This window comes from Elusimicrobiota bacterium (assembly GCA_016182905.1).
Lineage (GTDB): Bacteria > Elusimicrobiota > Elusimicrobia > UBA1565 > UBA9628 > GWA2-66-18.
The window spans coordinates 1-20654 of the sequence record JACPFR010000049.1 but is presented as its reverse complement, the minus strand read 5'-3'; the positions used below and the strand labels follow the sequence as shown (position 1 = coordinate 20654).

The following is a 20654-nucleotide window of genomic DNA, read 5'->3' as shown; positions in this document are numbered from 1 at the left end:
AGGAGGCATCCCGGCATGAAACTTTCCCGATTGGCGTTGGCGGCCGCTCTGGCCGTCGTTTGGGCGGCGCTTTCGCCCGCGATCCGCGCGGAGGACGATGGCGACCGCGACGAGCAGACGATCGAGGTCCGCAAGCGCGCGCATCATGACGAGCGCGAAGGCGCCCCGCGCGAGAGGCATGAGGGCGGGCCGCGCGAAAGGCATGAGCGCGACCCCGAGATGAAGGCGAAGCTCGACAAGATGCGCGATCTCGAGAACAAGGCGCGCGAGCTCTCGATAGACTGGCGGGACGGGACGGACGCGGAAAAAGCGGTCGCGAAGACCGAGCTGCGCAAGACGCTCGGCGAGCTGTTCGACGCGAAGCTCTCCCTGGAGACGTCCATGCTCGCCAGGATGGAGAAGCACGTCGCCGAACTGAAGGCGAAGATCGCGAAGAAGAAATCCTCGCGCGAGAAGGCGGTCGAGACCCGTCTGTCCCGCATGACCGGCGACGGGGACGAATGGTAGGCGCCTCCGGACGCTAGCGGGCGACGCCGTGGACGATGCCGTAAGGCAGGTCCTCGGAGGTGGCGCCCGCGGCCCGGGCCGCGGCGATGACGTCCGGCAGCTGCTCGCGCGTGAAAAAGATCGTTCCTTTCGGGGCGATCACGCTCGCCAGGTCCGTGTCCGCGTCCGCGCCGAAGGCGCGCAGGTACTGCTGGACCGACATCGGCTGGAGGGGGACCGGGGCCGGCGCCAGCCAGACGCCCGTGTAGGCCGTGATGACGGGGACGTCCCTGCCGTCGATCCGCACCGCGTGGTGGGCATAAGGCCGCGGGTACTGGTTCGCGTTGGCGTGGTCCGGATCGTTGCGGGCGGCGGCCGCCTGCATGCTCGCCCAGGTCGAAGTCGAGATCGGGACCAGGAGCTGGGGGAACGTCGCCAGCTCCGCGCCCACGGCCGCGGGCGTCGGCGCCTTGGGCGGCTCCGGGGTCTTCCCGCAGGCGGCGAGGGCGGCGGCCAGGACGACGAGCGCGGCGGTCCTCATTCGGTCAGCGGCTTCCCGGAGGCGCGTCCGCCCGACGAGCCGCCCTCGCGCGGGGCGCGCTTCGGCGCGGCCGGGGCGGCGGACGGGTCCACGCCGTAGATCACGCTCGTCGAGACCGCGGGCTCCGGGGGAGCGGGCGGCTCGATGAACACGGCGGCGGTGATGACGGCGTCGCCGCAGCGGATGCTCTCGGCCTTGCCGGTAGCGTCCTCGAAGGAGACGCGGTTCGGCGCGGGCATCGAGGCCGGCGTGCTCCATTCGTAGGCGGTGCGGCCCTTCAGGTGCGGCAGGGACTTGCCTTCGACGTAGGGGAAGGTCTCCTCGGGCTGTCCCATCGCGGCGAACACCTGCTCGCGCGTCATGCCGACGCGCAGCTTCAGGCAGCGGCGGTAGTTCTGGGCCGCCTGACGGGAGCAGCCCGCGGCGGCCAGGATGAGCCCGGCGAGAAGAGCGCGTTTCATCATGCGACGATCCCCTGCTCCCTCAGGTAGTGGCGGAGCTTGGAGCGGGCGCGGGCGGTCTTGACGTAGTTGAGCCAGTCCTTCTTCGGCATCGAGCCCTTCTTGGTGATGATCTTGCAGATGTCGCCGGATTTGAGCGCCATGTCGAGCTTGACCATCTTGTTGTTGACCTGGGCCCCGACGCAGGCCATGCCGACCTGCGTGTGCACGGCGAAAGCGAAGTCGAGCGGGGTGGCGCCCGCGGGCAGGACCTTCACCTCGCCGGCGGGCGTGAAGACGAAGACCTGGTCGAACTCGAGGTCGGTCTTGAGGGAGTCGAGGAACTCGCGGGGGGAGTTCAAGTCCTGGAGCCACTCCATCCACTGCCGCAGCCAGTTGAGCTTCTCCTCCATGTGCGCGTCGCGCGCCGACTCGCCGGTCTTGTAGCGCCAGTGCGCGGCGATGCCGTACTCGGAGGAGCGATGCATCTCCTCGGTGCGGATCTGGATCTCGACGAGCTCCCCGGTCGGGCTGACGATCGTCGTGTGCAGCGACCGGTACAGGTTCAGCTTCGGCGTCGAGATGTAGTCGGTGAAGGAGCCCGCCACGGGCTTGAAGTTCGTGTGGATGATGCCGAGCAGCGCGTAGCAGTTGGCGACGGTGTCGGTGATCAGGCGCACGCCGAGGGCGTCCTGGATCTCCTCGAACGGCTTCTGCTGCCGGCCCATCTTGCCGTAGATCGACCACAGCGTCTTGCTGCGGGCGAGGATGCGGCAGGGGATGTTCGTGCCGGCGAGCACCTTCTCGATGGCGGCGCGGGTCTCTGTGAGGTTCTTCTCGCTGCCGGCGACGAGGGCGGCGACCTTCTGCGAGAGCTCGAGGTGCTCCTCGGGGTAGAGGTACCGGAAGGCGAGGTCCTCGAGCTCGCCCTTGAGCTTGAACATGCCCAGGCGGTGGGCGAGCGGGGCGTAGAGGGCCATCGTCTCGGCGGCGATGCGCTCCTGCTTCTCGCGCTTGAGGAAGTTCAGCGTCTTCATGTTGTGCAGGCGGTCGGCGAGCTTGACCACGATGACGCGGATGTCCTGCGCGGTGGCGAGCAGCATCTTGCGCCAGTTCTCGGCCTGCGCCTCGTCGCGCGACTCGAACTTGAGGGCGTCGAGCTTGGTGACGCCCATGACGAGCATCGCGATCTCCTCGCCGAACTCGGCGCGCAGCTGCATCTCCGTCGTCGCGGTGTCCTCGATCGTGTCGTGCAGCAGCCCCGCGCAGACGGAGGGCAGGTCCATGCGCCACTCGATCAGCGACTCGGCGACGGCGACGCAGTGCGTCAGGTAGTGCTCGCCGGAGGCGCGGGCCTGGTGGGAGTGCACCTTCTCCGCGAAGTCCCAGGCGAGCTCGAGCGCGGTCGGGTCCACGTGGGGGGAATACGCGGTGAATCTCGCGAGCAGTTCTTCTTTCGCTATCACGGGGCCTCGGCCGAGTCGCGCGCGGCGCTTTGGAGCTCGAACAACCGGCGGTACAGGCCCCGGTTCGCCATGAGCTCGGCGTGGGTGCCGGACTCGGCCAGGCCCCCGTTGTTCAGCACGAAGATCTTGTCCGACGGAGCGACCGAGGCGAGGTCGTGGGCGATCGTGACGACGGTGCGTCCGGCGAGCGCGGTCCCGAGCACGGAGAGGACCTCCTCGCGGGAGGAGCCGTCGAGATGCGCGGTCGCCTCGTCGAGGACGACGATCTCGGGGTCCTTGAGGAGCATGCGCGCGATCGCCAGCTTCTGCCGTTGGCCGAAGGACAGCGAGAAGCCCCAGTCGCCGAGCGTCGTCTGGTAGCCCTCGGGCAGCGCGGTCACGAACTCCTCGGCGCCGACCGCCTTCACCGCCGCCTCGACCTCGGAGAGCGTCACGACCTTGCGCCCGAGCGCCAGGTTCTGGAAGACGGTGTCGTTGAAGAGCACCGCGTCGGCGGAGACAAGCCCGACGCGGGCGCGGATCGAGGACGCGTCGAGCTCGCGGGCGTCGACCCCGTCGAAGGTGATGCGCCCCTCGAGCGGGTCGTGCAGGCGCAGCAGGAGCTTGGTGATCGTCGTCTTGCCGCAGCCGTTCGGGCCGACGATCGCCGTGCGTGCGCCCTTCGGGATCTCGAGGTCGAGCCCGCGCAGGGCCCAGCCTCGCGCGCCGGGGTAGCGGAAGCCGACGCCCTCGAGGCGGACGGTGGAGGCGAGGTGCTTGAAGGCCGGCATGCGCTTGCGGGGCAGCGCCGTCTTCTCGTCGAGGATCTGGAACAGCCGCTCGGCCGAGGCCCAGGCGCGCTGGCCCTCGGCGTTGACGCGCGCGAGGTTCTTGATCGGCGCGTAGGCGGCGAGCATGGCGCCCATGAAGGCGAAGAAGGCGCCGGGTGTCATGCGCCCGCTGATCACCTCGCGGCCGCCGAACCAGATCACGGCGGCGACCATGACCGAGGCGCCGAGCTCGAGCAGGGGGTTCATCAGCGCGGTGGCGCGCAGGTAGCGCATCATCGGCTGGAAGAAGGACTCGTTCTCCTCCTGGAACTTCTCCGTGGCGCCGGTCTCGTAGTTGAAGGCCTTCACCGTCATCATGCCCTGCACGCTCTCCTGGAAGCGGTGGTGCAGGCGGTCGACGGCGATCTGCGACTGGCGGCTGGACTCCCGCATCTTGCGCGAGAGCACCAGCAGCGCGGCCAGCGACAGGGGGGAGCCGAGGATGGTCAGCGCGGCGAAGCGCCAGTCGAGCCGGAACAGGGACGCGACGAGGAACAGCACGGTCAGGCTGTCGCGGATGAGGTAGACGGGCAAGGTCGTCAGCGCGCTCTGGGCGAGCGTCAGGTCCCCGGTCACGCGCGACAGCACGTCCGAGCCGCGCAGGCCGGAGTAGTACTCGAGCGGCAGGAGGTGCAGGTGCCGGAACAGGTCCTCGCGGATCTGCTGGCTCACGCGCTGGCCGATCCAGCTCATCAGGTAGTTCTGGACGTACGAGGCCGCGGCCTTCAGCGCCACGAGCAGCGGCACGCCGGCGACGGCGAGCGCCAGCATGCGCAGGTCCTTGGCGATGAAGACCTCGTCGACGATCGGCTTGAGCAGGAGGATGCCCAGGCCGTTGACCGCCGAGACGGCCATCATCGCGACGCAGGCCCAGCCGAAGCGGCCGAGATAGGGCTTCACGTAGCGCAGCAGCCGGCGGCGGATGCTCATCGCGCGGCCTCCTTCGCCGCGCCGGCGAGGACGGCGGCCGCGGCGCGGTCGGCGGCGCCGGGGGTTCCCAGCGAGCGGCGGACCTTGAGCAGCTCGGCGCGCGTCGCGGCGGCCTTGACCGGATCGTCGAGCAGGGCCGACGCCTCGAGGAAGACGCGCGTCGCGGTGGCGTCGCGCTGGATCAGCTCGGGCACGATGGTCCTGCCCGCGAGCAGGTTGGCCATGGCGATGTGCTTGACCTTCACCAAGGCCCGGGCGATCGCGTAGGTCGGCCAGGAGAGCTTGTAGACGACGACCATGGGGACGCCCAGCAGCGCGTTCTCGAGCGTCGCGGTGCCCGAGGAGCAGATCGCCAGGTCGAGACGTCCTCGCTGGGAATAATCCTGCTCGCGCACGAGCTTGACGCCGTCGGGCAGCCGGCCGTACGCCGAGTCGGCCTGCGAGGCGGCGGCGAACAGGCGGGCCTCCAGGAAGCGGTTCTTCAGGCGCAGCAGGCGGAAGGCCTCGAGGAAGACGGGCAGATGCCGCCGGATCTCGGAGGAACGGCTTCCGGGCAGGAGGCCGATGAGGTTCGTCCCCTCCTCCCGGGGCCTCGGCTCGGGGATCAGGTCGAGCAGCGGGTGGCCGACGAAGTCGGCGGGGACGCCGGCGTCGCGGTACAGCTTCTCCTCGAACGGGAAGATGACCAGCATCCTGTCGACCAGGCGCTTGAGCACCTTGATCCGCCCCGGACGGGAGGCCCACACCTGCGGGCTGACGAAATAGAAGGCGGGGACGCCGGCCGCCTTGGCGTACGGGAGGATGCGCCGGTTGAAGCCGTAGTAGTCCACGCAGATCAGGGCGGCCGGACGGCGCCGCTCGATGAAGGCGCTCAGGCGCGAGGCGAGCTTCAGGAGGAAGGGGATCTTGAGGGCGGGCTCGATGAAGCCGGTGACGCCCTTCGAGGTGAGGTCCTCGAGGAACTCGTCCGCGACGGAGCGGCACAGCGGGCCGCCGACCGCGGCGACGCGGACGGACGGATCCAGGCGCTTGAGCGCCTTGATCAGGTTCGAGGCGTGGAGGTCCCCGGAAGGGTCCCCCGCCACGATGAGGAACGTGCGGGTCAGCTGCGTAATATGTCTTTACCGACGGATTTGGCGATCTTGCCCAGGTCCTGGGCCCAGCTGGGGATGAGGGAGCGCGAGCCGGCGTGGCCCGACAGCTCGTAGCGTTCGAGCTCCTCGGAGATCTGGAGGGCGAGCTTCAGGGCCTCGACGCCGCGCTCGCCGCTCGGCCAGGGCTTGCGGTTGTGGCGGATGCAGTCGAGGAAGTGCTGGTGCTCGTTGCGCAGAGGGTCGGTCGAGGACAGCTTCGGGCTCAGGTACTCGACGTCCTTGAGGCTCTTGATCACCGGCGTCTTCTTGCGGTAGACCTTGAGCGCGGTGTTGCCGTAGTCGAGGGAGATGTAGGAGTCCTTCTGGAAGGCCCGCAGCTTGCGGCTCTTGCCCAGCGAGATGCGGCTCGCCGTCAGGTCGGCCACGCAGCCGGTCTTGAAGCGCACGCGCACGTTGGCGATGTCCTCGTGGCCGGACAGGAGGTTGGCGCCCAGGGCCTCGATGCTCTCGACCTCGGAGCCCACGAGGGTCAGCAGGATGTCGAGGTCGTGGATCATCAGGTCCATGACCACGCCGATGTGGCTCATGCGCGGGTCGTAGGGGCCGAGGCGTTCCACCGTGATGTATCGGGGGTCGCGGATGTGCTTGACGGCCTCGAGCACGGCGGGGTTGAAGCGCTCGATGTGGCCGACCTGCAGGATCAGCTCCTTGGCCTCGGACAGCGCGAGCAGCTCTTTGGCCTCGTCCACCGAGGAGGCCAGCGGCTTCTCGATGAGGCAGTGCGCGCCGGCCTCGAGGACGGCCTTGCCGACCTCGTAGTGCAGGGGCGTGGGCACCGCCACGATCACCGCGTCCACGCGAGACAGCACGTCCTTGTAGTCGCGCACCGCGACGGTGTTCGACTGCCAGGCGGCGAGCTGCGCCTTCCAGACGTTGGTGTCGCAGACCCCCGCGAGCTCGACGTCGGGGAGCTTCGACAGCGCGCGCGCGTGATGGGTGCCCATCTTGCCCGCGCCGACGACGGCGACGCGTATCTTGGACGATTCGGTCATGAGATCGGTCCCTCCGGGGGAAAGCCCGCCGCGGCGATGCCGGCGGCGTCCGCGTCGAGCGCGAAGCGGGCGCGGTCGAACACGAGAGTCGCGCCGGCCTCGAGGGCCAGGGCCTTCACGCCCTGCGCCTTGAAATGGACGAGCGAATCGAGGCCGACGACGGGCAGGTCGAAACGGAAATCTTGGCGGGGCTTGGCGACCTTGACGACGACGAGGGAAGGCTCGCGGCCCGAGGTGCGGGCGAGCGTCGCGGCGCGCTCGACGCAGGCGTCCGTGCCTTCCATCCCCTCGACGGCGACCACGGCCCCGTCCTGAACGACCACCGTCTGGCCGATGTCGAAGCCCGCGACGGCCTTCGCGGCCTTCCAGCCGAGCGAAGCGTCGCTCCGTTGCTTCGTCGAGAACGTCTTCTTGGTCAGCGGCCCGTCCGGCGCCAACAGGTGTTCCAGATAATGGGCGGACGAGATGAACTCGAGGCCGTCCTTGGCGAACTCGTCGACGACGGCCTTCAGGATGGTGTCCGTTCGCTTGTCCTTGAGGCCGAGCAGGACCTTCGCCGCGCGCCAGTCCGGCATCACGCCGCCGAACAGCGACACGTGCTGGACCTTGCCCGCCATGACGACCTTGCGGGCGCCCCGGTCCTTGAGCGCCTTGATCGGCGCGTCGATCTGGCCGAGCTTGAACCAGGCGAGGCCCCCGGCCACGGACTCGAGCGCGGGGTCGGTGACCCCGGGTATGCCCAGGGCCACGACGGGCACGCCGCGGCGCTTGGCTTCCTCGGCGACGAGGAACGGGAATCGGCCGGAGCCGGCGATGAGTCCGAGCGGCTCCGTTCCCATGCGTTAGACGGCGGCCTCTTCGAGCTCGGCGGCGCCCACGGCCGGGCGCATGTAGCCGCGCTTGCCGGCCGACTCGATGAAGTCGATCCACTCCTGGACGATCGGGTCCGGCTTGCCGCCGGACTTCAGCTGCGCCAGCGCGTCGGCCTGGGTCAGGCCGGACAGGAACAGGGTCTTGTAGGCGTTCTTGAGCGCGGTCCGCGACTCGGGAGGCACGCCCGCGCGCTTGAGGCCGAGCATGTTGATGCCGCGCATCGTCGCGCGGTCGCCCTGGGTGTTGGCGAAGGGCAGGACGTCCTGGCCGTTCATCGACCCGCCGCCGAGCATCGCCAGGCGCCCGATGCGCGTGAACTGGTGGATCGCGCACATCCCGCCGAGCACGGCCATGTCCCCGATGTGCACGTGGCCTGCGAGGAGCACCGCGTTGACGATGATGACGCCGTTGCCGACCACGCAGTCGTGGGCGACGTGGGAGCAGGCCATGAACAGGCAGTTCGAGCCGATCTTCGTCAGGCCGCCGCCCTGGGCGGTGCCGCGGTTGATGGTCACGCACTCGCGGACGACGTTCTTGTCGCCCATCACGAGGCGGGTCTTCTCGCCCGCGTACTTGAGGTCCTGCGGGGGCGTGCCGACGTAGCAGCCGGGGTGCAGGATGTTGTCGGCGCCGAGCGTCGCGTATTCCACGACCGCGTGCGCGCCCACCTTCGTGCGCGGGCCGATCACGGTCTCCGGTCCGATGATGGCGTAAGGGCCGATCTCGGCGGAGGGGTCGATCTTGGCGCTGGCGTCGACTAGGGCCGTCGGGTGGATGGCCATGGCATCACGCCGCCTTGTCGACGAGGGCGAACGTCATCGTCGCTTCCGCGGCGAGCTTGCCGTCCACGTAGGCCTCGCCCTTGAACTTGCCCGCGCGCCCCAGGCGCAGGATCTCGATATGGTGCTTGAGCACGCAGCCGGGGAGGACGGGCGCGCGGAACTTGGCCTCGTCGATGCCCATGAAGAAGGCGATCTTGTTCTCGAAGCCGCCCTTGGAGAGGAGCATCGCGCAGGCGGTCTGCGCCATGGACTCGATGATGAGCACTCCCGGCATGACGGGCTGCCCGGGGAAGTGGCCCTCGAAGAAATGTTCGTTCGCCGTCACCATCTTGGTGCCGATGCAGTATTTGTCTTCCTGGACGACGTCGATCTTGTCGACCAGCAAAAACGGATACCGGTGCGGGATCGCCTTCTTGACGCCCATGGTGTCGAGGGAGCGGACGGCGGGGGCGGCGAAGGGAGAAGGAGTCGCGGCGGTCTCGGTGCTCATGTTATTTGGCCTCCATGGCGGGCGTCTTGGGTTTGCGCAGCTTGCGCGCCGCGGCGTCGAGCAGCTTGGCGAACTCGACGTTGTGCGCGTGGCCGAGGCGCTCGGCCTCGACTTTCATCTTGAACAGCGGCCGGCCGATCAAGGTCAGGTCGCCGATGAGATCGAGCATCTTTTGGCGGACGAACTCGTCGGGGAAGCGCAGCCCCTCGGCGTTCGTGTGGAAGCGGTCCTTGCCGATGACGATGGCGTTCTCGAGCGTGCCGCCCTGGGCGAGGCCCTGGCTCTTGAGGTAGGCGACCTCATGCTCGAAGCAGAACGTGCGGGCGCGCGCGACCTCGGCCAGGTAGCTCTCCCGCTCGACGGCCATCGACATCGTCATCTTGGGCATCAACGGGTGGTCGTGGATCAAGGTCGCGACGATCTCGAACTTGTCGGAGGGCGTCGCCCGGTAGCGCGCGCCGTCCTTGGCCGTGTAGGTCACCTCGTGCGGCAGGTGCAGCCAGCGCTTCGGCGCGTCGAGCGTCCTCAGGCCGGCGCGGATGAGGGCCTCGATGAAAGGAAGGGCCGAGCCGTCCATGATCGGCGGCTCGTTGGCCGTGACCAGGATGTCGATGTTGTCGATGCCCAGGCCCGTGCAGGCCGACAGCACGTGCTCGACGGTATGGACCTTGGCGTCGCCGAGCCCCAGGTTGGTGCCGCGCACGGTGGTCAGCACGAAGTCGAGGCGGGCCGGGATCATCGGCGTGCCCGCGAGGTCGGAGCGGAAGAAGCGGATGCCGGTATTGGCGGGCGCGGGCCGGAAGGAGATCTTGGACTTATTGCCGGTGTGCAGGCCCACTCCCTCGAGCTCGACTTCCTTCGCGATCGTGATCTGCAGCGGGTAATCGTTGTTCATCATAGCGGTGACCTCATTTGCCGGCGGACGCGCCGAGCTTCTTTTCGAGTTCCTTGACCTTGTCGAACAGTTCGGGGAGGCGGCTGAACAGCGCCTGGAGCTTGAAGGCCTCGCGGTGCGGGCGGCCGGGCGAGCCGAACAGGACGGTTTTCGGAGGGACGTCGCTCATCACGCCCGTCTGCGCGGTGATGATCGCGCCGTCGCCGATCGTCAGGTGGCCGGCGACGCCGGCCTGGCCCGCGAGGACGACGTTGTTGCCGACGTGAGTGGAGCCGGCGATGCCGGTCTGCGAGACGACGACGCAGTCCCGGCCGAGCTTCGCGTTGTGCCCGATCTGCACGAGGTTGTCGATCTGGGTGCCGGCCTTGACCACGGTCGAGCCGACCGCGCCGCGGTCGATCGTCACGTTGGCGCCGATCTCGCAGCCCGCCTCGATGACCACGTTGCCTATTTGGGGGATCTTGGTGTGGCGGCCGGTTTTTTTATCCGTCAAAAAGCCGAAGCCGTCGGCCCCGATCACCGCGCCGGGGTGGATGATCACGCCGTCGCCGATGACGCATTCGTCGCGGATGACGACCTGGGGATAGAGCAGGCAGTTGCGGCCGATCTTCGCGTTGACGCCGATGTACACCTGCGGCATGACGACCGTGTTCTCGCCGACCGCGGCGCCGCGCTCGATGACGACGAAGTCGCCGACGGAGACGTTGGGGCCGAGGACGGCCTTGCCGTGGATCGAGGACTTGGGGCTGTGGGTGGGCAGGATCTTGGTCTTGGCGTGCTCGTCGATCATGCGCACGAGCTTCGCGAAGGCGGCCCGGGGCTCGTCGACGATCACCTTGCCCTTGGCGGCGCAGGGCGTGTCCTTGAGGTCGGGGGTCAGGAACAGGCAGCCCGCGGGAGCGGTCCCGGCGAGGGCCGTGTACTTCCGGTTCTCGAGGAAAACGGCGTCGGCGGGGCTCGCGTCGGCCAGGTCGGCGACGCCGGTCACGGTGTGGGAGAGGTCGCCCGAGGCTTGTCCGCCGACGATGAAGGCGACGTCGGCTATGGTCAGGGGTTTGGGGAGGGTTTTCATCGGGCCGGGACGACTCCTCGCAGCTGCTTCAAGACCTTGTCGGTCAGGTCGACGGCGGGGTGGCCGTAGAGGGTGGCGGACTTGTCCACGACCACGCTGACGCCTTCGCGCCGGGCGACCTCGGAGATGGCGCGGTACAGGCGCGCGAGCACCTGGTCCGTCTTGCGGCCCTCGGCGTCGAGCAAGGTGCGCTCGGCGCCCAGGCGCTCGCGGTCCAGCTCGGACTGGAGTCGGTCGATGTCCCCCTGCAAAGCAACGATCCGGCCGTCCATCTCGAGCAGGCGCTGGGCGAAAGTGGGCCCGGCGGGGACGGGCTCGGGTGCCGGCTCGGGCGCCGGCTCAGGCGTGGGCGCGGGGGCGGGCGCCGTCGCGACGGCGACGGGCGCCGGCTCGGGCGGCGGCTGGGGCGTGCCGCGGTCCCGCGTCGGGTTCAGAGGGGAGGCGCCGGGGCGCTCCAGGTTGAGCGGGCCGTCGGTCAGCCCGGGGAGGTTGATCGTCAGCGGGGCCGGGGCAGCCTGCGTCGAGGCGGCGGGCCCGTCGGTGGGCGGCAGGGCGGTCACGGGGGCGACGGGGGTCTCGACGGGCTTCGGCGCCGGCGTCGGCGACAGCGGCTTGGCGGGGACCGGCGTGGGCAGGGGCGCCGGGGCCGGCTTGACCGCGGGCTTCACGGGGACGGAGACGGTCGGCGTGGACTTCGCGAGCTCCTCGCGCTCGATCTTAAGCGTGCTGAGCTCCTGGCGCAGGCGCAGCAGGTCGCCCTTCTTCGAGTTGACGCGCTCCTCGGCCTGGCGGACGAGCTCCTCGAGGCCCTCGCGCGCCCGGGCGGCGTCGGGGCTGGCCGTGAACAGCCGTCTCATGTCCACGTAGCCCACGCTGCCGCGCTCGCCGCGGTTCTCCTCGAGCGAGAGCTCGATGGCGCGCGCCGGGACGGACGACAGGACGAATGAACCACAAAGACACAAAGACACGAAGAGCCTTGTCGATTTCATTAGAAGAGGGGTCCTAGGCCGAAGTTGATTTGATACAGACGCTCGCCGCCGCGGTGGTTGAGGCCATAGCCGTAATCGAGACGGATCGGGAAGGCGGGGGTGACGAAGCGCAGGCCGAAGCCGACGTCGGTCTTGATGTCGCGCGTGCCGGAGCCGATGCGGCCGGAGACGTCCCGCACGCGGTCCCAGGCGCCGCCCGCGTCGGCGAAGACGACGAACTTGACGATCGTCTTCTTGCGCTCGCGCGCGAGCGGGAAGCCGAACTCGACGTTCGCCACGCTGTAGATCTTGCCGCCCTGCGGGTAGCCGGCCTCGCCGGAGGGCGAGTACCCGCGCAGGGAGTCCTGGCCGCCTATGAAGTAGCGGTCCTGGACGGGCACCTGGCCGGTCTTGCCGAACTGGGTCACGTAGCCGCCGCGGTGATAGGCCGAGATCACGAAGGGCCAGTCCTCGACGGTGAACAAGGTGTGGTGGCCCTGGTTGGTGACGCTCGGCTTGAAGAAATGGATGTCTCCCTGGAACGGGCCGCCGGACAGCTGGGCGCCGATGCCGTGGCGGGTGCCGCGCGCCGGGTCCCAGATGCTGTCCCGGGTGTCGCGGGAGAACTCCGCGCCGAACGAGGACTGGATGCTCGTGCCCTCGGTGAGCGTGCCCCGGAACTGGTCCTGCACGTTCTCGATCGAGATCCGCGCCAGGCCGTAGTTCAGGTTCAGCTGGTACTTGTCCTCCTCGAACCGGGGCCCGAGGCGGATCGAGCCTCCGGTGCGGCGCTCGACGTAGGCGGACAGCGAGGTGTCGAAGGGGTTGATGCGGCGGGTGTTGTAGACGTCGAAGCCGAGGCTCGTCGGGCTGTCGCCGACCCAGGGCGTCGTCCAGCTGATCGAGTAGTCCTGCACGCGGCGCCCGAAAGACCACTGGATCGAGCCCTTCTGCGCGCGGCCGAACAAGTTGAGATGCTGGAGGGACAAAGTCCCGATCAGCCCGTCCACCGAGGAGTAGGCCGCGCCGGCCGTCAGGACGCCGGGCTTGCCCTCGGCCACGTCGAAGGTCAGGTCGACCTTGTCGTTGTCGGAGGGCGTCGGCTGGAGGTCGAGGTCCACGTCGTCGATGAACCCGAGGTTGCGGATCTTCTCGATGCTGCGGCGCACGCGCGAGGAGCGGAACATGTCGCCGGGCTTGATGACGATCTCGCGGCGCAGGACGAAGGTCTTGGTGGCCTTGTTGCCCTCCACGTCCACGTGGCCGATGTAGGAGATGGGGCCCTCGACGATCTCGAAGACCACATCCATGCGGTCGGTCTTCGTGTTGAAGTTCTTGACGGGATTGATGCGCGTGCGCAGGCGGCCGCGGTCGGAGTACAGCTCCTGTATGCCTCGGATCGTCTCCTCGAACTTCTCCTGGCTGAAGACCTTGCCCTCGCGGTACTCGATGGTCTTGGCCACCTCGCTCGAGGTGTAGATCAGGTGTCCCGTGAAGGTCGTCTTGCCGAAGCGGTAGGAGCGGCCTTCGGTCACGCCGAGCGCGATGTTGATGCGCGTCTTGTCGGCGCTGAGGCTGACGAGGGGGCTGGAGACGGCGACGTCGAGGAAGCCGTTGTTCTTGTAGTGCGCCTCGATCTTGGCGATGTCGTCGGGAAGGTCCTTCGAGAAGAAGACCTTCTTGCGGGCGTTCTTCATCAGCTTCAGGAGGACCTTGCGCTTGAACGCGGCGACGCCGCCGAGCTCGACGAGCTCGATGCGCGACTTCGGTCCCTCGGCCACCTTGAAGACCAGCTCCACGGTGGACGCGGCCGTGTCGGTCTTGACCTCGTAATCGACGGCGGCGTCGAGGAAGCCCTTCTCGCGGTACTTCGAGACCAGCTTCTCCTCGTCCTCGTCGAGCTTGACTCGGTCGTAGGGGTCCTTGGTCTTGAGGGTCAGGAGGTCGGAGAGCGTGCCGCGGGAGAGCTTCTTGTTGCCCTCGAAGGAGATCTTCTTGATGACCGGCTTCTCTTTGACGATGAAGTTGAGGAGGATCTGGCGGTCGGCGCCCGCGGCCTTGCGGAAGTGCTCGGGGACGGGCTTCTCGAGCAGGCTGACCTCGGCCCCGACGCGCTCGAACAGGCCCAGGCCGAGCAGGGACTGGATGTCCTTGTCGAGGTCGGGCCGGTCGTACAGGTCGCCTTTGCGGCCCTTGATGGCGCCGCGGATCGTGGAGAGCTTGGTGTTCTTGAGGACTTCGGCCTTGATCTCGCCGATCACCCAGGGGCGGGGCACGACGCCGGGAGGGGGCTCGGCCGCCGTGGTGGATTCCGTGGACGTACCGACGGCGGGGGTCGCGTAGTCCGTGGCCAGGCCGGGGAGCGTCGAAGACGTGGCTGGGGCTGTGGAGATCTCCGGCGCGACAGCCGAGGCTGTCGAGAGGGTGGGCGCGGCGGCTGAGGTTTCGGTGGAGATCGAAGGCGGCTCGGAGGCGGGCGGCGTCCCGGAGGACGGCGTCTGACCCCAGGCCGATGACGACAGCGCGGCCGCGGCGATAACACTTATAAGGAGGCTTTTCACCGGACGCGAGAGTCTACCAAAATCGGAGCGGCTTGGGGCGTTCAGACGCGACAAATAAATGCTTTTAAAACAATCATTTTTAACCGTATTCCGAAAAAAAGAGCCGGGCGGAGGTTTCCCTCCGCCCGGCTGCGCTCCGCCGCGCGGCTTAGCGTCCGACCTTGGCGAGCTTGGCCTTTTTCGGCGCCGGCTTGGGAGCCGGGGCGGCCGAGGCGGTCTTGGTCGGGTCGTAGTAGTCGAGGCCCGAGTGGTCGAGGACTTCCTCGCCCATCAGCACCCGCAGCGTGTTCTTGAGCTTGAGGTGCTGGATGAACAGGTCGTGCTCGGGCTTGAGGTCCTCGCGGCACTGCGGGCTCTTGAAGAAGAACGAGAGCCATTCCTGGATGCCCTTGAGGCCGGAGCGCTTGGCCAGGTCCAGGAACAGGACGAGGTCGAGCACGATCGGGGCCGCCAGGATCGAGTCGCGGCACAAGAAGTTGATCTTGATCTGCATCGGCATGTCCATCCAGCCGCGGATGTCGATGTTGTCCCAGCCTTCCTTCGCGTCGCCGCGGGGAGGGTAATAGTCGATGCGGACCTTGTGGTGGAACTTGCCGTACAGCTCGGGGTAGAGCTCGGGCTCGAGGATGGTGTCGAGCACGGACATCTTGCTCAATTCCTTGGTCTTGAAGGATCCCGGGTCGTCGAGCACCTCGCCGTCGCGGTTGCCGAGGATGTTCGTCGAGTACCAGCCGGTCAGCGCCAGCATGCGCGCCTTGAGCATCGGCGCGATCGTGGTCTTCATGAGGGTCTGGCCGGTCTTGAAGTCCTTGCCGCAGATGGGCGAGCCCGTCTGCCCGGCGAGCTCCACTAAGGCCGGGACATCTCCGGAGAGGTTCGGGGCGCCGTTGCCGTAGGCCATGCCGAGCTTGATCGCGGCGTAGGCATAGATCATCGACGGCGGGATGGAGGGGTCGTTGTCCCGCAGGCCCTGCTCGAGCGCCTCGAGGTCCTCGTGGCACTTGGAGGGCTCGGGCAGGCGCTCGGTCGAGCCGCACCAGAGCATGACCACGCGGTCGCAGCCGTTCTTCTTCTTGAAGCTCTCGATGTCGGCCATCACCTGCTGGGCGAGGTCCATCTTGGTCTTCCCTTTCTTGGGGTTGAGGGCCTTGATGTTCTTGATGTAGGCCGGATCGTAGATCGCGGGCATCGGCTTGATCGCGGAGAGCTCCTTCTTGATCGGCGCGAGCTGGGCCGCGTCGAGCACGCCGCACTTCGTCGCCGCGACGAACATGTCGTCGGTGAAGAAGTCCCAGCCGCCGAACACGAGCTGCTCGAGGGAGGCCAGGGGCACGAAATCCTTGATCAGCGGCGAGCGGTTCTCGTAGCGCTTGCCCAGGCGGATCGCCTGCATCTGCGTGACGGAGCCGACGGGGGTGCCGAGGCCCTTCTTGACGAGCTCCACGCCGGCGATGAAGGTGCTGGTCACGGCCCCCATTCCCGGCAGCAGAACGCCGAGCTTGCCCTTAGCGGGCTGGATGCGGCTGTCGTGCTTGTTCATTGATGTTGACTCTCCTGAGATACAGCATGACTATGAAATAGAGCGAGCCGCCGATGGCCGCGGCCCAGAGGAACTCGTAGACCATGTCGACGAAGGCGAGGATCACGAGCAGGTAGATGAAGTCCCGCTGGGCGAGCGCGTTCTCGATGCGGGAGAGCTTGGATTCGAAGCCGTCGCCGCCGGCCTGCTCCACGACGCCGGTCTCCGGGCCGCGGTTCTCGCGGCGCGCGCGGCGGTGCCGCCACGCGGTCCAGGCCGAGGCGAGCACGCCCGCGTCGGCGACGGCCGCAAGCGCCAAGGTGCGGCGGTGCCCGTCGAGCCAGAAGCCGACGCCGAGGCAGGTGAACAAGGCCAGGTGCACGAGGTTGTCGCCCCAGAAGTCGAGGTCGGAGCCGAGGGGGGTTTCCTGGAAGCGCACGCGCGCGAGCTCGCCGTCGCAGCCGTCGAGCACCGAGTGCAGCCAGACGAGCATGGCCCCGGTCACGTAGTGGAGGCGCGTGTCGCCGAGGAAGAACGAGGCGCCGATCAGACCCAGCGTCGTGCTGAACACGGTCATCTGGTTCGGCGTGACCCCGGTGTCGAGCAGCGCCCGGCTCGCGGCCAGCGAGAGGTGGCGGTCGAAGTGGCGGGCCATGAAGCCGTCCTGGGGCTTGGGGCCGGCGACCATGAGCCAGTCCACGATCGCGCCCTGGTTGAGCGGCGCCTCGAGGCGCTTGCAGGCCCCGTCGGGCAGGGGTTGCTTGACGCGCGAGATATGCTCATCGCGGGCGAGCACGACCTGGACGACGCTCAGCGCGGAGGCGTCCTCATAGCTGACCGAGGTCGGGAATTCCTGGCGGGCGATGAAGGCCAAGGTGTCGACCCGGATGAAATGGTCGGCGGAAAGGCCGAGATAGGGCGGCTCGCATTCGCTCAGCGCCGCCTCGCCCTTGGTCACCCAGCGCACCTCGAGGCCGAGCGGCAGGCGAAGGAGTGCGAGCTGGCCCTCCTCGGGCTCGGCGATCGTCACGAACACCGACTCGAGGCCCGCGCGCGCCGCGGTGAACAGCTGGCGTTCGAGCACGGACATGCCGCCGCAACGCTGCCACAGCAGCTTGGGATGGGCTGCCCAGAGGATCGCGCGCGTGAAGACGTTCGGGGGGTTAGGCACGCGTCGCCTCCTCCGTCGCGTAGGCCGCGCGGATGGTCGCGAGGCAGAAGGCGGCCTCGGCGAGGTTGTTCCCTCGCCCGACCCCGGCGCACTCGGCCTCGAAGGCCGGCCACATCTCGGCGAGCCATTCGGGGTGCGCGGATCCGCCGGAGAGCTTCTCGGGGAAGCGTGTGGTCTCCTCGAGGCCGTTCGCCTTGACGGTCAGGGAGTCGTCGCGGAGCTCGGCGGAGCCTTTTTCGCCGGTCACGAACGCGGAGTTCGAGCGCTCGCCCGCGCGCCAGGACAGGTGCATGGTGCCGGAGGCTCCAGGAGCGGTGAACAACGCGGTCGCAACGTCGTCCACCGAGCCCTTCGGTTGAAGGACGACGTCGACGATAGACGCCTCGGCCCCCAGAAGGCGCCGCATCAAATAGAGATTGTGCCAGCCGTGATCCACGAAGATGCCCCCGCCGGAGATGGCCGGGTCTCTGCGCCAGTCGTTCGGCGAAGCCGAGATCGACGGACGCGTGCGAAGCACGCGGATATCGGCATGGCGGATGGGGCCGAGGCGGCCCGACGCAACGACCTCGAGAAGGCGGGCCCATTGCGGGGAGTAGGCCCAGTTGTTGATGGAGTACACACACACGTTCCGCGAAGCGGATTCCGTTTGGATCTGGGCGAATACTTCCGGGTCCAAAGTCAGGGGCTTTTCACAGAGGACGTGGATGCCGGCGCGAATCCCAGACAAAATTCCGTTTCCGTGATAGCTTGGCGGAGAGCAGACGATGAGGGCGTCGAGCGATCTCTCCGCCGACAGGAGCTGCTCCACGGAGTCGTAGATACGTGCGTGCGGCAACGAACGGCGCGCCGCTTCGCGGCGCAATGTCGAGGGCTCGGCGACCGCATCCACGACGACATTGCACGAGCGCAGAGCCGACAGGTGGGCGCCTTCCGCGATGGCCCCGAAGCCGACGAGAGCGACGGACTGGATCTTGCTCAGAGGCTTCGCCTCTTCGCGACGACATTCATCGCCTCGGCCATGAGATCGAGACCGTCCAACGCTTGCTTTTCCGTGATCACCAGAGGAGGATTGATCCTGAGCGAAGGATTGTACGCCATCGTCAAAACGCCTCGCTTCAGGCCTTCCTCGAAAATCTCCTTACAGATATTCTTGTCGAGGGGTTTTTTATCCTTCGGATTGACGAGGTCTACTCCGAGCATCAAACCACGGCCTCTCAGTGAGCCGATCAAAGGCTGCTTGGCCTTGATGTCGTTGAGGCGCTGGAGCATCGCCGCTCCTACCGTCGCGGCGTTCTCGACGAGCTTATCACGCAGAATAATCTTGAGAGTGGTATCGCAGGCGGCGGACGCCAGGGGGTTGCCCCCGTAGCTGGAGGATGAACCCGACGGATTCGACCAAGGTTTCGAGTTCGCGATCTCGGTGCTCGTCACCACGCCCGACACCGGGAACCCGCCCCCGAAGCCTTTCCCGATCGTCATCATGTCCGGGATGACCCCCTCATGATCGCACCCGAACATCTTCCCCGTGCGGCCGAAGCCCGTGATCATCTCGTCGGAGATGAACAGCGCCCCGATCTCTTTGGCGATGTCCTGCACGCCCTTGAAGAAGCCCTTCGGCGGGATCACGTTGCCGTTCGTCCCCTGCACCGGCTCGATGATGATCGCGGCCACCGCGCCGGTCGTCTCGCGCTTGATCTTCTCCCGCAGGAAGTCGAGGGAGTGCGCGCCGCAGTCGTGCTCGCCCTTGGTCCCGAACGGGCAATTCCGGCTGTCGGGATAGGGGGACAGGTGCAGGCCCGGCATCATCGCGCCGTAGTTGTTCTTGAAGCCGTCGTTGAGCAGGCCCATCACGCCCATGGTCTTGCCGTGGAAGCCGCCCCAGAAACCCACGACCTCGAACTTGCCCGTTCGGGACTTAGCGAGGCGCAGCGCGGCCTCGACGGCCTCGGCGCCGGAGGAGTACAGCTGGCAGCGCGTGAGGCCCTTGGGGGTCACGCTCGCCAAGGTCCGCAGGAAGCTCACGCGGTGCGGCGTGGTGAAGGAGCCGACCGCAGTCTTCGCGGCCTGCTCGCCGACGGCCTTGGCCCAGTCCGGATGGCCGTAGCCGAGGGAGGCCACGCCGATGCCGGCGACGAGATCGAGGTACTCCTTCCCGTCCACGTCGCGCAGCGAGGCGCCCCTGCCGCCGTCGATGGCGAGCTGGGCGTACAGCGCGATCGTCTGCAGGCCGGGAGCGATGTACTCCTGCTCCTCCTGGAACAGGGCCTTCGACTTGGGTCCGGCCGAATAGGGAGCGTCCGTCAGGGCTTGAGGCGTCATGGTCTTAACCTTTCCTGCCGGCCACCTGGCGCAGGCGAAGGCGCAGGCGGCGGGCGATCTGGACCGCGGCTTCGGCGCGCACGCGCGCGAAGCTCGGCCAGCTGTTGATGTCGATGATATAAATCTTTCCGTCGGGAGTCACGATGGCGTCTCCGCCGAACACCTCGACCTTCACGGCCTTCGCGGCGAGCTCGGCCTGGGCGGCGAGGTCCTCGAGCTCGAAGGGCAGGCGGCGGGCGGTGGACGGGTCGTGGTAGAACCAGGTGAACCACTGCCCGGGGCCGACGCCGTAGAACTTGATGAGGTCGCCGTCGGTATGGCGCTGGATCGCGAGATCCTTGATCTCGCGGCTCTCGAACTCGCGGCGGATCTTCTCGGCCTCGTCCCAGTCCTTGGCGAAGACCACGTCGTAGGCGCAGGTGTTGTGCACGTCGCCGCGCTTGAGCCACCAGCCGGACGCCGCCTCGAAATCCGGGGCGGTCCGGTTGGCCTCCGGCGTCGTCCGGCGCACCACCGTGGGCGGGTAGGAGAGGCCGGGCGTGTTCGCGAAGGACTCGAGCATGCGCGTGCGGTAGCAGCCGAGGACGGAGTCGGCGGGGTTGACCGTCACGACGCCGGTCTCGCTCTCGAGCTTCTTGAGGCGCATCAGGCGGGGGTAGGTCTCGCACATCGGCACGATGAGGTCGTAGCCCTTGCCGTCGGCGCGGTCGAACTCCTCGGGGGTCATCACCGTGACCTCGGTCTTGAGGATCGAGAGCTGGTCCATCACGGCCTTGAGGATGAGCGCGTCGTCCGACTCGCGGCCGGGGGAGTTCTGCGTCTCGCGTAAGATGCCCAGAGCTTTCATCGCTTGGTCTCCGTGGTGAGGAATGATTCGGCCGCGGCGATGTCCTCGGGGCGGTCGACGTCGAGGGATTTGGAAAGGGTCACGCCCATGACGACCTCGCCGGAGGCGACGAGTCCCTGCCAAAAATCCCTTAATCGAGAATGCCGTTCGGCTTCAGGCATCGCCGTCGCGGCCTTCTGAGTCATGTAATAAAGGCCGCAAGTCACGGCGTTCTTATCCTTGGCGTCAGCGCCCAGCGCCGTTACGCGGCCCTTCGCGTCGGTGTCGGCCCACAAGGGTTTCTCGTCGTCGACGTGTGATGTTAAAGCCAGCCCGGCGGCCGCCTTCGCCGTGCGGCAT

Annotated in this window: 20 protein-coding genes; 1 reads left to right on the top strand and 19 read right to left on the bottom strand. The window is 67.7% G+C overall.

Going from position 1 to position 20654, the window contains the following annotated elements:
- Window positions 1-15: 15 nt before the first annotated feature.
- The gene (locus tag HYV14_14740; protein ID MBI2387247.1) at window positions 16-507 is read left to right on the top strand and encodes a hypothetical protein; all 492 of its coding nucleotides are present in this window, start codon (window positions 16-18) and stop codon (window positions 505-507) included.
- A gap of 13 nt (window positions 508-520) precedes the next feature.
- Here the strand turns inward: HYV14_14740 and HYV14_14735 are convergent, their stop codons facing one another.
- From HYV14_14735 to HYV14_14645, 19 genes are all read right to left on the bottom strand, one after another.
- The gene (locus HYV14_14735) at window positions 521-1027 is read right to left on the bottom strand and encodes a hypothetical protein (protein ID MBI2387246.1); all 507 of its coding nucleotides are present in this window, start codon (window positions 1025-1027) and stop codon (window positions 521-523) included.
- Window positions 1024-1491, bottom strand: a complete 468-nt coding sequence (locus tag HYV14_14730; GenBank protein ID MBI2387245.1) for a hypothetical protein — start codon at window positions 1489-1491, stop codon at window positions 1024-1026. Before HYV14_14730 ends, HYV14_14735 begins: the two co-directional genes overlap by 4 nt.
- Complete coding sequence (locus HYV14_14725; protein MBI2387244.1) at window positions 1488-2933, bottom strand: bifunctional (p)ppGpp synthetase/guanosine-3',5'-bis(diphosphate) 3'-pyrophosphohydrolase; 1446 nt, start codon at window positions 2931-2933, stop codon at window positions 1488-1490. Before HYV14_14725 ends, HYV14_14730 begins: the two co-directional genes overlap by 4 nt.
- On the bottom strand, window positions 2930-4672 hold the full coding sequence (locus HYV14_14720) for an ABC transporter ATP-binding protein (protein ID MBI2387243.1): 1743 nt from the start codon (window positions 4670-4672) through the stop codon (window positions 2930-2932). The genes HYV14_14725 and HYV14_14720 overlap by 4 nt, the downstream gene beginning before the upstream one ends.
- Window positions 4669-5757 carry a lipid-A-disaccharide synthase gene (gene lpxB, locus HYV14_14715; GenBank protein ID MBI2387242.1) on the bottom strand — a complete coding sequence of 363 codons (1089 nt, stop codon included), beginning with the start codon at window positions 5755-5757 and terminating at the stop codon, window positions 4669-4671. Before lpxB ends, HYV14_14720 begins: the two co-directional genes overlap by 4 nt.
- Before the next feature lie 17 nt (window positions 5758-5774).
- Window positions 5775-6818 carry a Gfo/Idh/MocA family oxidoreductase gene (locus HYV14_14710; protein ID MBI2387241.1) on the bottom strand — a complete coding sequence of 348 codons (1044 nt, stop codon included), beginning with the start codon at window positions 6816-6818 and terminating at the stop codon, window positions 5775-5777.
- Entirely contained in the window at window positions 6815-7657 is an 843-nt protein-coding gene (lpxI, locus tag HYV14_14705; GenBank protein ID MBI2387240.1) for a UDP-2,3-diacylglucosamine diphosphatase LpxI, read from the bottom strand. The genes HYV14_14710 and lpxI overlap by 4 nt, the downstream gene beginning before the upstream one ends.
- Before the next feature lie 3 nt (window positions 7658-7660).
- Entirely contained in the window at window positions 7661-8473 is an 813-nt protein-coding gene (gene lpxA / locus HYV14_14700) for an acyl-ACP--UDP-N-acetylglucosamine O-acyltransferase (GenBank protein MBI2387239.1), read from the bottom strand.
- A 4-nt stretch (window positions 8474-8477) separates the two neighbouring features.
- Window positions 8478-8897 carry a 3-hydroxyacyl-ACP dehydratase FabZ gene (gene fabZ, locus HYV14_14695; protein ID MBI2387238.1) on the bottom strand — a complete coding sequence of 140 codons (420 nt, stop codon included), beginning with the start codon at window positions 8895-8897 and terminating at the stop codon, window positions 8478-8480.
- Window positions 8898-8964: 67 nt separating this feature from the next.
- On the bottom strand, window positions 8965-9861 hold the full coding sequence (lpxC, locus tag HYV14_14690; GenBank protein ID MBI2387237.1) for a UDP-3-O-[3-hydroxymyristoyl] N-acetylglucosamine deacetylase: 897 nt from the start codon (window positions 9859-9861) through the stop codon (window positions 8965-8967).
- A gap of 10 nt (window positions 9862-9871) precedes the next feature.
- Window positions 9872-10930, bottom strand: a complete 1059-nt coding sequence (lpxD, locus tag HYV14_14685) for a UDP-3-O-(3-hydroxymyristoyl)glucosamine N-acyltransferase (GenBank protein ID MBI2387236.1) — start codon at window positions 10928-10930, stop codon at window positions 9872-9874.
- Window positions 10927-11919: an OmpH family outer membrane protein gene (locus tag HYV14_14680; GenBank protein ID MBI2387235.1), complete on the bottom strand. Its 993-nt coding sequence runs from the start codon at window positions 11917-11919 to the stop codon at window positions 10927-10929. Before HYV14_14680 ends, lpxD begins: the two co-directional genes overlap by 4 nt.
- Window positions 11919-14459, bottom strand: coding sequence for an outer membrane protein assembly factor BamA (gene bamA / locus HYV14_14675; GenBank protein ID MBI2387234.1), 2541 nt, complete (start codon window positions 14457-14459; stop codon window positions 11919-11921). The genes HYV14_14680 and bamA overlap by 1 nt, the downstream gene beginning before the upstream one ends.
- A gap of 148 nt (window positions 14460-14607) precedes the next feature.
- Window positions 14608-15999, bottom strand: a complete 1392-nt coding sequence (locus HYV14_14670) for an inositol-3-phosphate synthase (protein ID MBI2387233.1) — start codon at window positions 15997-15999, stop codon at window positions 14608-14610.
- The gene (locus HYV14_14665; GenBank protein MBI2387232.1) at window positions 15965-17149 is read right to left on the bottom strand and encodes a CDP-alcohol phosphatidyltransferase family protein; all 1185 of its coding nucleotides are present in this window, start codon (window positions 17147-17149) and stop codon (window positions 15965-15967) included. The genes HYV14_14670 and HYV14_14665 overlap by 35 nt, the downstream gene beginning before the upstream one ends.
- On the bottom strand, window positions 17142-18038 hold the full coding sequence (locus tag HYV14_14660; protein MBI2387231.1) for a Gfo/Idh/MocA family oxidoreductase: 897 nt from the start codon (window positions 18036-18038) through the stop codon (window positions 17142-17144). Before HYV14_14660 ends, HYV14_14665 begins: the two co-directional genes overlap by 8 nt.
- Before the next feature lie 86 nt (window positions 18039-18124).
- Complete coding sequence (locus HYV14_14655) at window positions 18125-19468, bottom strand: aspartate aminotransferase family protein (protein ID MBI2387230.1); 1344 nt, start codon at window positions 19466-19468, stop codon at window positions 18125-18127.
- 4 nt (window positions 19469-19472) lie between these two features.
- The gene (locus HYV14_14650) at window positions 19473-20315 is read right to left on the bottom strand and encodes a hypothetical protein (protein ID MBI2387229.1); all 843 of its coding nucleotides are present in this window, start codon (window positions 20313-20315) and stop codon (window positions 19473-19475) included.
- The coding region (locus HYV14_14645) for a hypothetical protein (protein MBI2387228.1) at window positions 20312-20654 on the bottom strand (343 nt) is incomplete at its 5' end. The genes HYV14_14645 and HYV14_14650, both read right to left, overlap by 4 nt.

Coding starts and splice junctions, on each gene's coding strand:
- HYV14_14710 (MBI2387241.1), bottom strand. CDS start 6,818: ATGACCGAATCGTCCAAGATACGCGTCGCCGTCGTCGGCGCGGGCAAG.
- HYV14_14650 (MBI2387229.1), bottom strand. CDS start 20,315: ATGAAAGCTCTGGGCATCTTACGCGAGACGCAGAACTCCCCCGGCCGC.
- lpxA (MBI2387239.1), bottom strand. CDS start 8,473: ATGGCCATCCACCCGACGGCCCTAGTCGACGCCAGCGCCAAGATCGAC.
- HYV14_14740 (MBI2387247.1), top strand. CDS start 16: ATGAAACTTTCCCGATTGGCGTTGGCGGCCGCTCTGGCCGTCGTTTGG.
- HYV14_14735 (MBI2387246.1), bottom strand. CDS start 1,027: ATGAGGACCGCCGCGCTCGTCGTCCTGGCCGCCGCCCTCGCCGCCTGC.
- HYV14_14730 (MBI2387245.1), bottom strand. CDS start 1,491: ATGATGAAACGCGCTCTTCTCGCCGGGCTCATCCTGGCCGCCGCGGGC.
- lpxD (MBI2387236.1), bottom strand. CDS start 10,930: ATGAAAACCCTCCCCAAACCCCTGACCATAGCCGACGTCGCCTTCATC.
- lpxC (MBI2387237.1), bottom strand. CDS start 9,861: ATGATGAACAACGATTACCCGCTGCAGATCACGATCGCGAAGGAAGTC.
- HYV14_14670 (MBI2387233.1), bottom strand. CDS start 15,999: ATGAACAAGCACGACAGCCGCATCCAGCCCGCTAAGGGCAAGCTCGGC.
- HYV14_14680 (MBI2387235.1), bottom strand. CDS start 11,919: ATGAAATCGACAAGGCTCTTCGTGTCTTTGTGTCTTTGTGGTTCATTC.
- fabZ (MBI2387238.1), bottom strand. CDS start 8,897: ATGGGCGTCAAGAAGGCGATCCCGCACCGGTATCCGTTTTTGCTGGTC.
- HYV14_14655 (MBI2387230.1), bottom strand. CDS start 19,468: ATGACGCCTCAAGCCCTGACGGACGCTCCCTATTCGGCCGGACCCAAG.
- HYV14_14720 (MBI2387243.1), bottom strand. CDS start 4,672: ATGAGCATCCGCCGCCGGCTGCTGCGCTACGTGAAGCCCTATCTCGGC.
- lpxI (MBI2387240.1), bottom strand. CDS start 7,657: ATGGGAACGGAGCCGCTCGGACTCATCGCCGGCTCCGGCCGATTCCCG.